Source organism: Brevundimonas sp. KM4 (assembly GCF_000964075.1).
Taxonomy (GTDB): Bacteria; Pseudomonadota; Alphaproteobacteria; order Caulobacterales; family Caulobacteraceae; genus Brevundimonas; species Brevundimonas huaxiensis.
This window is the reverse complement of sequence record NZ_JZRG01000014.1, coordinates 14,843-28,472: the sequence shown is the minus strand read 5'-3', so window position 1 is coordinate 28,472 and position 13,630 is coordinate 14,843. Positions and strand designations below refer to the sequence as shown.

Below are 13,630 nucleotides of genomic sequence, written 5' to 3'. Positions count from 1 at the left end.
CTCGTCAGAGGCCGAGGCGGCGGGCGCGGCCGGCGATTTCCAGCAGCAGGCGTTCGGCGATCAGCTGATCCGGCATGCCGGTCGTCTTGGTGGCGACGTCGGCGGTGTTGATGCTGTCCAGAACCTCGTCCAGCGCCTCAAGACGCCAGGATCGCGCCTGGCGCAGCATTTCAGCCTCCTGTTTCCAGAAGACGCCTGCGGCCTTGGCGGCCTCCTTGGCGTTTGCGCCGTTGGCCTGCAAGATATTGATTCGGCGCAGCTTTCCGAGGTGCAGGGCGGCGGATCGCACGGCCAGAACCGAGGATTCGCCCTCGGCGAAGGCGCGACGCAGGCCGGATTGGGCCGGGCCGGGGCGTGCGCCGAACGCCTGGAGCGCCGCATCGGACAGGGAGGCGTCAGGCTCGACCCCCAGATGCTGCTCCAGCAGGTCGACGTCGATGGTGCGGCCAGAGCCGGGGCCGATGAACAGTGCCAGGCGCTCGATCTCCTGGCGCATCAGGCCCCGTTCGCGCGGCAGACGGGCGACAAACCGGTCCAGGGCGTCGGCGGTCAGGCCGACCTTGTCGGCGGCCAGGGCCTCGCGCGTCATGCGGGCGACGTCGCCGGTCTCGTCCTCATAGCAGACGATGCCGACGGCCCCGTTCTCCTTCTCGGCGGTCTTTCGCAGGGTGGATTCGCGGCCCAGCTGATCGGCCTCGACCACCAGCATGGCGTCGGGATTATAGCCGCCGGCGGCGTGAACCTTGACGGCGGCGGCCACAGCCTTGTCCACGCCGGGCTTCAGCATCGAAAGGCGGATGCGCACCAGACGGCGCCCGCCCATCAGGGACATGGCGGTCAGGGCTTCTTCCAGCCGGGTCTCGTCGGCGTCGATGTCGCTGTCGGTCAGGACGGTGACGTTGAAGGGGTCGTTCAGATCAGGCGTGACGGTGCGGCACAGGATCTCGGCGCGTTCGGCGACGCCAGAGCGGTCCTTGCCGTGGATGACCGCCGCGCGGATGGCGGGATCCGGCGCCTTCAGGAACCGCTCGATCTCGGGGCGTTTGGCGAGGATCATCGGAGGCTCACCGGCCCGAGAGCGCCTGCATCAGATCAAGCCGGATCAGGCGGGCCAGCTCGGCGGCGGCGCGTTCCTCGCCGTCCTGCTGGGCGGCGATGGCGGCATAGGGCTGGTCGGCGGCGGCGTAGGTGGTGGTCACCGTCTCGACGCCGCTGACGGGCGCGGCGCCGGACGTGGGCGTCAGGGTCCAGGTCGCCTTGACCGTCAGTTCGTAACGTGTGGCGGTGTCGTCGATCCGGCGGCCCAGCGAGCGACGGTTCTGCTCGACCTGGGTGGTCAGGCGGTACAGGGGCGCCGCGCCGCGGTCCCAGGCCAGGGCGTCTTCCAGCTGTTCGCGCAGCCGATACCCCAGGCGGTTGTCCTGGGTTTCGACCGCGATGCGCCGCAGGGCCGATCCGGTCGCCGGTTCGGCGTACATGGGGGTGAAGCCGCACGCCGCCAGTCCTAGCGACAGCAGAACCGCAAGGACCGTCGCGACGCGCATTACTTTGTCACCAGATTAACAATGCGATTGGGCACCACGATGATTTTGCTGACCGTTAAATTGTTGGCTGTCAGGTAGGTCTGGATCGCAGTGTTGGCCAAGGCCGCTGTTTCCACGCTTGCATTGTCCGCGTTCATGGGCACCCAGACCTCGCTTCGACGTTTTCCGCTGATCTGAATGGGCAAGGCAACCTGATCATCAGCCGCGAGCGCAGCGTCCCACACAGGCCACGGTGCGTCCAGAACCATCCCGTCCTCACCCAGACGCGTCCAGGCTTCTTCGGCCAGGTGCGGGGTGAAGGGGGCGATAAGCCGGGCCAGAGCCGACAGGGCCTGACGTTTGGCGTCGCCGCCCGCCTTGGTGTTGTCGCGCACAGTGGCGACGAAGGCGTACAGCTTGGCGATGGCGGAGTTGAAGCGGAAGCCTTCGACGCCCTCGGACACAGCCTTGATGGCCTTGTGCGTCTCGCGGCGCAGCGCGGCGTTGGCCTTGTCGTCGCCGGCGATCGCGGGATCAAAGCCGTCGAACAGGGTCCAGGTGCGCTGGACGAAGCGGCTGGCGCCCTCGACGCCGCCGGGCGTCCACTGCACGTCGCGCTCGGGCGGGCTGTCGGACAGGACGAACAGGCGGCCGGCGTCGACGCCGTGGCTTTCCAGGATTTCGGCCGGGGCGACGACGTTCTTCTTGGACTTGGACATCTTTTCGATGTCGCCGATCGTCAGGGTCTCGCCGGTCGAGATCTGGCGGGCGCTGCGCACGCCGTTGTCGTTGCGCAGGTCGACGTCGGTGGGTTCGACCCAGGCGCCGTCGGCCCGGCGATAGGTCTCGTGGACCACCATGCCTTGTGTGAACAGGCCGGCGAACGGCTCCTTGACCGACATCAGGCCGGCGTCGGTCAGGGCGCGGGTGACGAAGCGGGCGTAAAGCAGGTGCAGCACCGCGTGCTCGACCCCGCCGATATACTGGTCCACCGGCAGCCAGCGGTCGGCGGCGGCCTTGTCGATCGGATCGGCGGCGGTCGGGTCGGTGAAGCGGGCGAAGTACCAGCTGGAATCGACGAAGGTGTCCAGCGTGTCGGTCTCGCGCGTCGCATCCTGGCCGCACGACGGGCATTGGACGTGCTTCCAGGTCGGGTGGCGATCCAGCGGATTGCCGGGCACGTCGAAGGTCACGTCATCGGGCAGGACGACCGGCAGCTGGTCGGCGGGAACCTCCACCGGGCCGCACGACGGGCAGTGGATGATCGGGATGGGGCAGCCCCAGTAACGCTGGCGCGAAACGCCCCAGTCGCGCAGGCGGTAGATGGTTTCGGCGCGGCCCTGGCCGGCGGCCTCGACCTTGGCGATGGCGGCGGCCTTGGCGGCCTCGACGTCCATTCCGTCCAGGAAGCCGGAGTTGAAGATGCGGCCCGGCCCGACATAGGCCTCGGTCCCGATCTCGACCGTCTCGGCGTCGTCGGATTTGACCACCGGCGTCACCGGCAGATCGTATTTGCGGGCGAAATCCAGGTCCCGCTGGTCGTGGGCCGGGCAGCCGAAGATGGCGCCCGAACCATAGGTCGACAGCACGAAGTTGGCCGCCCAGACGGGCAGGGTCTTGTCCGGATCGAAGGGATGGCGGACGCGAACGCCCAGATCCACGCCTAGCTTCTCGGCCTTTTCGATCTCGGCTTCGCTGGTGCCGGCCTGGGCGCAAGACTTGATGAAGTCCGCCACGTCCGGTCGGTGTTCGGCGATGGCCTTGGTCAGAGGATGATCGGGGGCCAGGGCCAGGAAGCTGGCGCCGAACAAGGTGTCGGGGCGGGTGGTGTAGACCTCGATCGGATCGCGGGCGTGGTTGGGTTCGCCCTCGGGGGAGGCGGGCAAGAAGGCCGGCGCCTCGGCGATATCCCACCACAGGGTCGCGCCCTTGGACTTGCCGATCCAGTTCTCCTGCATCAGCCGGACCTTTTCCGGCCAGCGGTCCAGGGTCTTCAGGCCGTCGATCAGGTCGTCGGCATAGTCGGTGATGCGCAAGAACCACTGGTTCAGCTTGCGCTTCTCCACCAGGGCGCCCGAGCGCCAGCCGCGTCCGTCGATCACCTGTTCGTTGGCCAGGACCGTGTTGTCGACCGGATCCCAGTTGACCACCGCATCCTTGCGATAGACCAGACCGCGCCGATACAGCTCCAGGAACCAAGCCTGCTGCTTGCCGTAGTATTCCGGGTCGCAGGTGGCGAACTCGCGCGACCAGTCCAGCGACAGACCCAGCAGCTTCAGCTGCTCGCGCATGTTGGCGATGTTGGAATAGGTCCAACCCTTGGGATGGATGCCGCGCTCCATGGCCGCGTTCTCGGCCGGCATGCCGAAGGCGTCCCAGCCCATCGGGTGCAGAACGTCGTACCCTTGCGCGCGCTTGGACCGCGCCACCACGTCGCCCATCACATAGTTGCGGGCGTGACCCATGTGGATGTTGCCCGACGGATAGGGGAACATCTCGAGCACATAGTATTTCGGCCGACCGGTGTCCTTCGTGACGAAGGCGGAGGCCTCGGCCCATCGGGCCTGCTGGCGGGGTTCGGCGGTCTTGGGTTCGTAACGGGCCACGGTCGTCCTGAAAGTCGAAAGGGCGCTGACGCCCTCCCGGCTCAACTAGCCCGAAGGACGACAGCGCCCAAGAAGTAATACGTTTCGGCGTTCCCAGCAGGTCCGACGAAACTAAACCAGTCGGCGCTCAAGTAGCCCGCATGGCGATAGCGCCAAAATAATGCGAGTGCCGGCTTTAACCGGCGTTCGACAGGTTCAGCTGGCGCGCCTTAGTCAGGATGGCGTTTTCCAGATCGGCCTCGGTCTGGGCGGCGACCGGGGCGGCGGTCCACTGACCATCGGTGCCCTTAACTTCCTTGGTCACCGTGACATTCAGCGCGTCGGCGCGCAGACGGGTGTCCAGGATGAAGACGGTCGCCTTGAAGCGCTCGTTCGGCGTCTGGGGGTTGATGTACCAGTCATAGTTGATGACGCCGCCCCACGGATCGGCGGTCAGCAGCGGCATGAAGCTGAGGGTGTCCAGCGAGGCGCGCCACAGGAAGGCGTTCACGCCGATGCCCTGTTGCACGTTCGTCTTGGGCGCAGACTTCTTGCCGCCGACGAAGGGAATGCTCGAGCAGGCCGACAGGGACGCGCCCAGGGCCACGCCCGAGACCAGCACGACCGCGACGTTCCGAACCAGGGCCTTGTTGAGGCTCATCAAGAGAAGTCTCCGTAAACTCAGGGACGTGAGAGCCCTCGCCCGCACGCGCGCACGGCATGAGGAATGCCGACTGCCAGGCTCTATAACACGGCGAAAAGGGGCGATGACAAGGCGAAGTCGGTTCCCGTCGCATCGCGCGTGGCGGTGTTTTGCGAAGGGCGTGTGAGATTTCGCCGGAATCCGCCCGAATCCCGTGACGCTTGAGACACATACGCCGACAACAATGCGTGGGAACCTTGTTATCGCCGGCCCATTGCGTTGACCGCGCAGACGCCCGGTGTCTAATCGCGGGGCTCACGACCATATAAGGTCGGTTCAGGGATGAAACGTCGCCTCATGGCGGGGTTCGAAGGATTTGGTATGCGGTTCGGTGTTTTCCTGGCTGTGATGATGGCGACGACGGCGATGGCTGCGTCGACGTCCGCGCTCGCCCAGAGCCGGTCCACAGTCTCTCTGTCGGAAGCCCAGGCGGCGCAACGCAACACGCCAGCGCCGCAGCGTCGCGGTCTTCGCCTGAACGACCGCGGCCGGTGGGGTCTGGATTTCAACCTCAATCAGCCCGTCGGCCGCGAGACCGAATGGGGTGATGTCGAGGCCGGCGCCTATTATCGGCTGAACGACCGCCTGCGTGTCGGCGCCGCCGCCGCCGTCAGCACACCGGAAGCCGATCCGGCCCGTGCGCCCGAAACCAACGGCCGGGCCCAGCCCCGCGTCCGTCTGGAAACCATCTTCAAGTTCTGATCTCGACCGGTCAGCGAAACGCCGACTGGATCGCATTTACCGCCCCCAGGCCGCAAGCGCCTGTGTGTGCGAGCATTGCTGCGTTGTCTGGCATGACGCCGCCCAGCGCATAGACGGGCAGGCGGGCGGCTTTCACATGCTGTTCGAATGCCGCGACGCCCAAGGCGGGTTTGCCGGCGGACGCACCGCCCGCCGGAAACACCGGCGACAGGATCACGGCGTTCAGGTCTTCGGGTGCGGGCGAAGAGCCATGCCAGGCTGCCGTCAGGATCCAGTCGGGTCGGTCCGAGCGGATGCGCATGGCCTGCTCCGCGGCCCGTTCGGGCAGGTGGAGCCCGTCGGCGTCGATCGCCTCGGCCAGATTGGGGTCCAGCCCGACCAGCAATTTCACGTCCCGACCGGCCGTCGCTTCCCGAAGCCGATGTCCCGTCTCGACGGCATTCGAGGCGCCAAAGGCGCGATAGACCACGGCCGAACCGGCGGGCAGGCGCGCCGCCGTCTCCCACGGTCGTGGCGTGCGATCCGGGTCGGTGAAGAACAGCATCGGCGGCAAGGCCGCGGCGGCCGGGCTGACAGCGGCGGCGGCGCGGTTTAGAGCGGTCGCGGCGTTCCAGAGCGCGCGCGCATCGTCGCTGTAACCGGCCGGCAGGATCATGACCTCTTCTTCCTCCGCTTTTTCCGCCCCGTCCATCGCCGAAAGGGTCGCCGGGGTGCGGGCGCGCATCGACGCCGCCTGCCATGCGGCCGGTCGGGATCCGGCGGGCGTGACCCTGACTGCTGTCTCCAAGACGCAAGCCCCAGAGGCCATCGACGCCATCCTTGCGACGGGTCAGCGGATCTTCGGCGAAAACCGGGTGCAGGAGGCGCAGGGACGGTGGGCGGACCGTCGCGCAGCCTTGCCGGGCCTGGAGTTGCGGCTGATCGGCCCGTTGCAGACCAACAAGGCCGAGGATGCGGTCGCTCTGTTCGACGTGATCGAGACCCTGGACCGCGAGAAGCTGGCGCGGGCCCTGGCGCAGGCGGGCGAAAAGCGCGGCCGATCGCCGCGCGTCCTTGTCCAGGTCAATACCGGCGCCGAACCGCAGAAGGCCGGGGTCCTGCCCGACGCCGCCGACGCCCTGATTGCGGCGGCCCGAGACACCTACGGGCTGATGGTCGAGGGTCTGATGTGCATTCCCCCGGCGGATCAGGACGCAGAGCCACATTTTCAGATGTTGCGGGACATGGCCGAACGAAACGGTTTATCGGTCCTTTCGATGGGCATGAGCGGCGACTACGAGACCGCCATACGGTGCGGCGCGACGCACGTCAGGGTCGGAACGGCCTTGTTCGGGGAACGAAATCGACCCGAAACGCCCTCTAGCTCGTAACCCGATGTGAATATTCGCACCCCCAAGCCTTGGCGCGGGGGCCAAGCCTCGCCATTGTCTGTCCCATGCCTACGCCCAAGACCATTCTGATCATCGACGACGACGACGACCTGCGAGAGGCCTTGGCGGAGCAGCTGAACCTGCATGAGGAGTTTCGCACCCAGCAGGCGTCGACCGCCACGGATGGGGTGCGGATGGGGCGCGAGATCCGCGCCGATCTGATTCTGCTGGACGTCGATCTGCCCGACATGGACGGCCGCGAGGCCTGTCGCCTGTTGCGCAAGGACGGGGTTTCGACCCCGGTCATCATGCTGACGGCGCAATCGGCGGACGCCGACGCCATCTTGGGTCTGGACGCCGGCGCCAACGACTATGTCACCAAGCCCTTCCGGTTCGCCGTGCTGCTGGCGCGTATCCGCGCCCATCTGCGCAGCCATGAACAGTCCGAGGACGCGGTCTTCACCATCGGCCCCTACGAGTTCCGGCCCGCCGCCAAGGTGCTGATGGACACCAAGGGCAAGAAGGTGCGGTTGACCGAGAAGGAAACCAACATCTTGAAATACCTCTATCGCGCCGGGGCCAAGCCGGTGTCGCGCGAAGAACTGCTGACCGAGGTCTGGGGCTACAACGCCGGGGTCACGACCCATACGCTGGAAACCCATATCTATCGCCTACGCCAGAAGATCGAACCCGAGCCGGGCCATGCGCGTCTTCTGCTGACCGATGCGGGCGGATATCGGCTTCAACCCTAGAACCGTCTGGACGACAGCGTTCGCGCAGGCGATGAAACGGCATGATCGCCGCCTTCGCCCTCGCCGCCCTGCTCCAGCAATCACCGATGCCGTCCGTGGCGCCGGACGGCGTGTTCCGATCGCGCGGCTATGGTCTGGTGATCGTCCGCGCCGGGCAAGACATCCGGGTCTATCACGAGGCCGGCGGGGCCTGCTGGCCGGATCCCGATGGGGAAGATCTGAAAGACAGCTTCGCCGCCGCCGTCCCCGTGGCTGACGGCATAGGCTTGACCGAAGCGCACGACGATCAGGCGAGCATCTATGTGTTCGACGGGCTGCCGGCTCTGCCCCCGGCCTGCGAACATCCAGATACGAGCGACCGTGCCGCCGTCCTGGCCATCTCGGATTTGATGCAGGCCTACTATCCTGGTTTCGAGGCTCGAAAGATCGATTTCCAAGCCCGTCGCAGCGAGGTGCTTGGGCGTCTTTCACAGACACCATCCCCCAGCCAGGCGTTCGCCGCCGCCGCCGACCTTCTATCAGGACTGGATGACGCACATATCGAATTGAGCGCAGAAATCGAAGGCCGCGCGCAAGACCTTCAGGTGTCGAGCGGACGAACCCTGGACGCGGTCAACGCACGCTCCGAGCCAAGGGCCGAGAGGGCGTGGCTGGGCGCGTGGCGCGAAGGCGTCCTTCAGACCATCCTTGACGGTGAAGGTCACGCCGTCGCCAATAACCGGGTCTTCTGGGGGGTGAACGACGGCGTAGGCTATCTGGCGATCGTGACCATGGGAGGGTTCGACGCCGAGGACGCCGCTTCCACAGAGCTGCTGGAAGCCGCCCTCGACGAGGCGATGATCGCTTTCCACGGGGCGCGAGCGGTCATCGTGGATGTCTCGAACAATCGCGGCGGTTATGACTCTGTCAGCCGGTTGATCGCGTCGCGTTTCGCCGACCAGCCGCGCGTCGCCTACACCAAGAGGGGCTGGGGATCGGGCGTCGCTCCGCAGGTCGTGGAGGTGCGACCTTCGAATCGAACGGGCTATCACGGCCCGGTCTGGCTTCTGACCAGCGACATCACCGTCAGCGCCGGCGAGACATTCAGCCAGATGATGACGGTATTGCCCAATATCACGCACGCCGGGACCCGGACGAGAGGCGCGTTTTCCGATCAGAGCCCTGTCGTTCTCGCCAATGGTTGGCGCTTCGCCATGCCGATGGAGCTTTACGTCGATCCGCAAGGCCATCCGCTTGAAGGACGCGGGCTGACGCCGCAGGTCCGCATCGATCTCTATCCCGAGGGCGATCTGGACCATGGTCACGCCAAGGCCGTGAAGGCCTTGATGCGACGACTTTCGCATTAGGCCGCTTCGCCTCGATCAACCGGCGGACGGCAGCAAGACTGACGGAGTCTACCGACGGATCGTGAACAGCGGCAGGAAGACGTGGACCAACGGGCCGATGGTCAGGGCGTAGAGCACCGTGCCCAAGCCGACCGAGCCGCCCAATAGCCAGCCGACGGCGATAACGGTCATTTCGATGGCCGTCCGCACCCATTTCACCGGCCAGCTGGTGCGCGCGACGATGCCCGTCATCAGGCCGTCGCGGGGACCGGGGCTAAGGCCCGCGCCGATATAGGCCCCGCTGGCCACGCCGTTCAGGACGATGCCGGCGATCAGCAGGCCGGCCCGGAGCGGTAGGCCCAGGTCGGACGGAATCCAGTCCAGGCCCAAGTTGGCGACGGTGCCGATGACCAGCACATTGGCCACGGTCCCGATCCCCGGCTTCTGGCGAAGGGGAATCCATAGCAGCAGCACAGCCATACCGATCAGATTGACCACCAGACCGAAGCTGACTCTGCTGGGTTTCGCGAACCGCTCGAACACCCCTTGGTTCAGCACGTCCCACGGATCCAGACCGAGATCGGCACGAACGATCAGGGCGATGGAGAGGCCGTAGAGGACGAGGCCGATAAACAGTTGGATCAGGCGACGGGTCATAAACCCACCAGATGCGCCAAACTGGCTATCGAAAACAGAGCCAGTTATGCCATTCTGGCCTCATGTCGTCGCGGTCGATCGGTCTTGTTTCCCTGACACGCCATCTCGGCGCCTGGCGGTCGCCGGGTGCTGGCGCAGCCTACCGGCAGCTGGCGGGGGCGGTACGACTGCTGATTCTGGATGGCCGACTGCCCTTGGCGGCGCGGTTGCCCGGCGAACGGGAACTGGCTCAGGCGCTGGGCTTGAGCCGCACGACCGTCTCGGCCGCCTACGGGCGCTTGCGGGACGACGGGTTCCTGACGGGCGGGCAGGGCGCCGCCGCGCGCACCAGCCTGCCGACCGGACCGGCGCCGCGTCATGAGGCGACGCCAACGGACAAGGCCGGCCTGATCGACCTGACCGCCGCCGTTCTGCCGGCCGATCCCAATGTGCACGCGGCCTATGTGCGGGCGCTGGAGCGGTTGCCGGCGAACCTGCCGGGTCACGGGTACGAGACGGTGGGGCTGGAGGCGCTGCGTGAAGCGGTGGCGGCCGGCTATCGGCGGCGCGGCCTGGCGACCTCGTCGGGGCAGATTCTGATCACGCACGGCGCGCACAACGGACTGGTGCATCTTCTGCGCCTGACGACGCGCCCCGGCGCCCCGGTGGTGTTCGACCATCCCACCTATCCGCAGGCGATCGACGCCATCCTGGCGGCGGGCGGTCGCGCCGTGCCCGTCGCCTTGCCGGACGGCGAGGGCGAGGAGGGTTGGGATGTCGAGGGTCTGATTGCGGCCTGCCGAAGCAGCAACGCGGCCATGGCCTATTTAGTGCTGGACCATAACAACCCGACCGGCCGGATGATGCGAGCGTCGGACCGGACGCGCTTGCTGGCAGGCCTGAAGGGATCGGAGACTCTGCTCGTGCTGGACGAGACCCTGGTCGAGCTGACCTTGAGCGGACCGCCAGCGCTCAGCGCCTCGGCCGTCGATGCGCCGCGGATCGTCAGATTGGGATCGATGTCCAAGAGCGTTTGGGGCGGGCTGAGGATCGGCTGGATCCGCGCCGACCGGGCGGTGATCCAGCGTCTGGCCCAGAGCCGCGCCAGCTTCGATCTGGGCGTTCCGATTCTGGAGCAGCTGGCGGCGGTCGAACTGCTGAACGACGGCGGAAAGGCCCTGGCGGCGCGTCGGCCCCTCTTGCGCGCCCGGCGGGATCATCTGCGCGCGCGGCTCGCCGAAAAACTGCCTGAGTGGGTCTGTCCGCGCCCGGCTGGGGGATTGTCCCTGTGGGCGCGGCTGCCGGGGCCGATCAGTTCCGCTTTGACGATCGCGGCCGAGGCCGAAGGCCTGCGCCTCGCCGCCGGTCCGCGATTCGGCGTCGACGGCGCCTTCGAACGCCGGCTGCGCCTGCCCTACACCTTGCCGGAAGATCAGCTGGACGAGGCGGTGGTTCGGCTGGGGCGCGCCGCCAGGAAGGTCGGCCGGGGGCGAAAGGCGCCGGCGTCGGTCAAGCCGGTCGCCGTTTATTAAGGATCAGATATCCAGATCAACCGTGACCGGCGCGTGGTCGCTGGGACGATCCCACTCGCGGACGTCGTCGTGGATGCGGGCGGTGTCCTTGACCACGGCGGGAGTCAAGCCGGGCGACGTCCAGATGTGGTCCAGGCGCAGGCCGCGATTCGATTTGCGGAAGTCGGCGGCGCGGTAGCTCCACCAGCTGGCCAGTTTCTGGGGCTCGGGGAAACGGTCGCGCAACACGTCTGCGAAACCACCGGTCTCCTGAAGGCGGTTCAGGGTCTCGACCTCGATCGGCGTGTGGCTGACGATCTTGGACATATAGCGGTGGTTCCAGACATCGCCTTCGCCGGGGGCGATATTGAAATCGCCGGCCATGACCAGGGGACGAGACTTGTCCTGCTTGGCCACGATGGCGGTCAGCTGTTCATAGAAGTCCATCTTGTGATCGAACTTGGGGTTCAGCGTCCGGTCGGGAACGTCACCGCCGGCCGGGATGTAGAAGTTCTGCACGTCGATGCCGGACACGCGGGCCGAGACGCAGCGCGCATGACCCAGTTTGCAGACCTGGAAGGTATCGCTGTCCTCAAGCGGCAGACGGCTTGCGATGGCGACGCCGTGCCAGCCCTTCTGGCCCGCCACGCGAAGGTGGGACAGGCCCATGTCCTCGAAGGCGCCGCGCGGAAACTGGTCTGTCGTGCATTTGATCTCCTGCAGCATCAGGACATCGGGCGCGCGTTCGGCGACGAAGCGGGCGACCTGGTCGATGCGCAGGCGGACGGAGTTGATGTTCCAGGTGGCGAGGCGAAGGGTCATGCCCCCGTCTAGCAGGCGCACGGCGTAAAAAAAGCCCGGCCGCGACGGGCCGGGCTCTGGGAGGTTCGTCTCTCTCGCCGCCGGGGAGGGGGATATTCCAGGGCGGTAGAACGGCCGCCGCCGCTCATGTGCGCAAAATGTCACTGACGATTATAAAAGTCAAATCGTCACAATTGTCAGCTTGCGCGTGCTGATTATGAAACAGTCAGGACGCGGATCAGTCTCGCGGCGTTTGCGCCTGCGGGGCCGTCGCCCACTCACCGCGCCAGTCGTAGCTGAGCGTCACGCAGTGCCGATAGGCGCCGTCCGACCACCGGCCCACGGCCTGCATAGTCAGAGGCCGCGGCGCACGGACGCGACCCATGATCAGCCACACCTCGTCGGCGCCGGGACATAGGGCGCGCGACAGGCCACGGCCGTCGCCGTCCTGATCGATGGCGTAGATGTCGTTTTCCTCTGCGCCCTGCGGCAGGACGCGTCGCGCGGCGTCCGGTCCGCCGCGCGTGAAACCGGCCGTGCCGCGCGCGGTGGTGGAGAACAGACGTTCCACCTGCACCGCGCCGAACAGACCGCGCCGCACCTGCAAGGTGACGCCCTTGGTCAGCGCCTGGGTGATCCTGTCCGACGCATTATAGGCCAGGTAGCGGGTGTCCGCATGGGCGGGCGCCGCCGCCGAACCAACGGCGATCAAGGCGAGAGCGGTGGCGGTGATACGGCGCATACGTCTCTCTTCCTCAGGTTTTGCGGCGAGAACGGGGCCTGATTCGATCAGTGCTCGCCGAGGCAGCGCAGCGCGACCTCGAGATTGCGCAGGCCATCTTCGCCGGTGACGGCCGGTGTTTCGCCGGTCGTGATGGCGCGAGCGAAGGCCTCCAGCTCCTTTTTCAGCGGTTCGGCCGGCCAGCTGTTCAGCATCCGGGTCGAGTAGGAGCCGTCCGGCTGCTGGCCGAAGTATTCTGTGACCTGGCGCGTGATCAGATCGGCGACGATGAATTTGGTCTTGGTCGCGACCTGCAGCGTGCGGGTCTTGTAGGGGGTGACCCAGTTTGTGGTGATGTGGGCGATCACCCCGCTGTCCAGGCGGAACTGGAGCAGGGCCGTGTCCTCGCGGTCCGCGCGCGTGCGGGCCAGTTGCGGCTGGACCTCGACGATCTCGGAGCCCGTCAGGTGGCGGATGATGTCGATGTCGTGCACGGCCAGGTCGATGACCACGCCGACCTCGCCCATGCGGGGCGGGAAGGGACCGACCCGCGTGATCTGGATCGAGATGATGTCGTCATCGGCGACGGCGCGCTTGACGGTTTCGACCGCCGGATTGAAGCGCTCGACCTGACCGACCATCAGGACCCGGTCATTGGCCTTGGCCGCATCGATCATGCGCTGGGCGTCGGCGACGCTGGCGGCGATCGGCTTTTCCACCAGGACATGGACGCCCTTTTCCAGCAGGGCGACGCCGATCTCGGCGTGGAATCGGTTGGGGGTGGCGACGATGGCGGCGTCCAGACCGGCGTCGACGAAGGCCTGGGCCGTCGTGACGGGCGATGCGCCATAGGCGGCGGCGACGCCCTCGGCCGTCACCGCATCGGGATCGAAGACGGTGGTCAGGTCGAACTCGCGCATTTCGGAGGCGACGCGTGCATGGTTGCGGCCCATGACGCCGACGCCGGCGACGCCGATCTTGAGGGCGGGGGTGTTCGGCAT

Annotated in this window: 14 protein-coding genes; 5 read left to right on the top strand and 9 right to left on the bottom strand. The window is 66.8% G+C overall.

Annotated elements, in window-relative coordinates; all coding sequences use genetic code 11:
* Positions 1-4 precede the first annotated feature (4 nt).
* From holA to VH88_RS08960, 4 genes are all read right to left on the bottom strand, one after another.
* Positions 5-1,057 (bottom strand): DNA polymerase III subunit delta, encoded by a 1,053-nt coding sequence (gene holA, locus VH88_RS08975; protein ID WP_045810948.1) that lies wholly within the window; start codon positions 1,055-1,057, stop codon positions 5-7.
* A gap of 7 nt (positions 1,058-1,064) precedes the next feature.
* On the bottom strand, positions 1,065-1,544 hold the full coding sequence (lptE, locus tag VH88_RS08970; protein ID WP_045810947.1) for an LPS assembly lipoprotein LptE: 480 nt from the start codon (positions 1,542-1,544) through the stop codon (positions 1,065-1,067).
* Complete coding sequence (leuS, locus tag VH88_RS08965) at positions 1,544-4,129, bottom strand: leucine--tRNA ligase (RefSeq protein ID WP_045810946.1); 2,586 nt, start codon at positions 4,127-4,129, stop codon at positions 1,544-1,546. The genes lptE and leuS overlap by 1 nt, the downstream gene beginning before the upstream one ends.
* Before the next feature lie 175 nt (positions 4,130-4,304).
* Positions 4,305-4,769 (bottom strand): DUF3576 domain-containing protein, encoded by a 465-nt coding sequence (locus VH88_RS08960; protein WP_045810945.1) that lies wholly within the window; start codon positions 4,767-4,769, stop codon positions 4,305-4,307.
* A gap of 324 nt (positions 4,770-5,093) precedes the next feature.
* Between VH88_RS08960 and VH88_RS08955 the strand changes: the two genes are divergently transcribed.
* Positions 5,094-5,513: an NtrZ family periplasmic regulatory protein gene (locus VH88_RS08955; RefSeq protein WP_231576631.1), complete on the top strand. Its 420-nt coding sequence runs from the start codon at positions 5,094-5,096 to the stop codon at positions 5,511-5,513.
* 10 nt (positions 5,514-5,523) lie between these two features.
* Here VH88_RS08955 and VH88_RS08950 read toward each other — a convergent pair whose 3' ends face one another.
* Positions 5,524-6,168, bottom strand: coding sequence for a thiamine phosphate synthase (locus VH88_RS08950; protein ID WP_052689539.1), 645 nt, complete (start codon positions 6,166-6,168; stop codon positions 5,524-5,526).
* Here VH88_RS08950 and VH88_RS08945 point away from each other — a divergent pair.
* The 3 genes from VH88_RS08945 (at position 6,167) to VH88_RS08935 (ending at position 8,981) form a co-directional block, all read left to right on the top strand.
* A complete protein-coding gene (locus VH88_RS08945) occupies positions 6,167-6,883 on the top strand; it encodes a YggS family pyridoxal phosphate-dependent enzyme (protein ID WP_045810943.1) in 717 nt (238 codons plus the stop codon). The two genes, VH88_RS08950 and VH88_RS08945, sit on opposite strands and share 2 nt — an antisense overlap.
* Positions 6,884-6,948: 65 nt before the next feature.
* A complete protein-coding gene (locus VH88_RS08940; RefSeq protein WP_017505413.1) occupies positions 6,949-7,635 on the top strand; it encodes a response regulator transcription factor in 687 nt (228 codons plus the stop codon).
* 41 nt (positions 7,636-7,676) lie between these two features.
* Complete coding sequence (locus VH88_RS08935) at positions 7,677-8,981, top strand: S41 family peptidase (protein ID WP_045810942.1); 1,305 nt, start codon at positions 7,677-7,679, stop codon at positions 8,979-8,981.
* 48 nt (positions 8,982-9,029) lie between these two features.
* Here the strand turns inward: VH88_RS08935 and VH88_RS08930 are convergent, their stop codons facing one another.
* Positions 9,030-9,617 (bottom strand): YitT family protein, encoded by a 588-nt coding sequence (locus tag VH88_RS08930; protein WP_045810941.1) that lies wholly within the window; start codon positions 9,615-9,617, stop codon positions 9,030-9,032.
* A 62-nt stretch (positions 9,618-9,679) separates the two neighbouring features.
* On the opposite strand from VH88_RS08930, the gene VH88_RS08925 reads away from it, so the two are divergent.
* Complete coding sequence (locus tag VH88_RS08925; protein ID WP_045810940.1) at positions 9,680-11,128, top strand: PLP-dependent aminotransferase family protein; 1,449 nt, start codon at positions 9,680-9,682, stop codon at positions 11,126-11,128.
* Between the two features lie 3 nt (positions 11,129-11,131).
* On the opposite strand, the gene VH88_RS08920 is transcribed toward VH88_RS08925, so the two are convergent.
* The 3 genes from VH88_RS08920 to VH88_RS08910 form a co-directional block, all read right to left on the bottom strand.
* Entirely contained in the window at positions 11,132-11,929 is a 798-nt protein-coding gene (locus tag VH88_RS08920) for an exodeoxyribonuclease III (RefSeq protein WP_045810939.1), read from the bottom strand.
* A 217-nt stretch (positions 11,930-12,146) separates the two neighbouring features.
* Positions 12,147-12,650 (bottom strand): hypothetical protein, encoded by a 504-nt coding sequence (locus VH88_RS08915; protein WP_045810938.1) that lies wholly within the window; start codon positions 12,648-12,650, stop codon positions 12,147-12,149.
* A 47-nt stretch (positions 12,651-12,697) separates the two neighbouring features.
* Entirely contained in the window at positions 12,698-13,630 is a 933-nt protein-coding gene (locus VH88_RS08910; protein ID WP_045810937.1) for a Gfo/Idh/MocA family protein, read from the bottom strand.

Excerpts from the sequence above, each read along its gene's own strand:
- VH88_RS08950 (WP_052689539.1), bottom strand. The coding sequence starts at position 6,168 with ATGATCCTGCCGGCCGGTTACAGCGACGATGCGCGCGCGCTCTGGAAC.
- holA (WP_045810948.1), bottom strand. The coding sequence starts at position 1,057 with ATGATCCTCGCCAAACGCCCCGAGATCGAGCGGTTCCTGAAGGCGCCG.
- VH88_RS08925 (WP_045810940.1), top strand. The coding sequence starts at position 9,680 with ATGTCGTCGCGGTCGATCGGTCTTGTTTCCCTGACACGCCATCTCGGC.
- VH88_RS08910 (WP_045810937.1), bottom strand. The coding sequence starts at position 13,630 with ATGCCGAACACCCCCGCCCTCAAGATCGGCGTCGCCGGCGTCGGCGTC.
- lptE (WP_045810947.1), bottom strand. The coding sequence starts at position 1,544 with ATGCGCGTCGCGACGGTCCTTGCGGTTCTGCTGTCGCTAGGACTGGCG.
- VH88_RS08930 (WP_045810941.1), bottom strand. The coding sequence starts at position 9,617 with ATGACCCGTCGCCTGATCCAACTGTTTATCGGCCTCGTCCTCTACGGC.
- VH88_RS08960 (WP_045810945.1), bottom strand. The coding sequence starts at position 4,769 with ATGAGCCTCAACAAGGCCCTGGTTCGGAACGTCGCGGTCGTGCTGGTC.
- VH88_RS08935 (WP_045810942.1), top strand. The coding sequence starts at position 7,677 with ATGATCGCCGCCTTCGCCCTCGCCGCCCTGCTCCAGCAATCACCGATG.
- VH88_RS08940 (WP_017505413.1), top strand. The coding sequence starts at position 6,949 with ATGCCTACGCCCAAGACCATTCTGATCATCGACGACGACGACGACCTG.
- VH88_RS08920 (WP_045810939.1), bottom strand. The coding sequence starts at position 11,929 with ATGACCCTTCGCCTCGCCACCTGGAACATCAACTCCGTCCGCCTGCGC.
- VH88_RS08945 (WP_045810943.1), top strand. The coding sequence starts at position 6,167 with ATGACCTCTTCTTCCTCCGCTTTTTCCGCCCCGTCCATCGCCGAAAGG.
- VH88_RS08955 (WP_231576631.1), top strand. The coding sequence starts at position 5,094 with ATGAAACGTCGCCTCATGGCGGGGTTCGAAGGATTTGGTATGCGGTTC.
- VH88_RS08915 (WP_045810938.1), bottom strand. The coding sequence starts at position 12,650 with ATGCGCCGTATCACCGCCACCGCTCTCGCCTTGATCGCCGTTGGTTCG.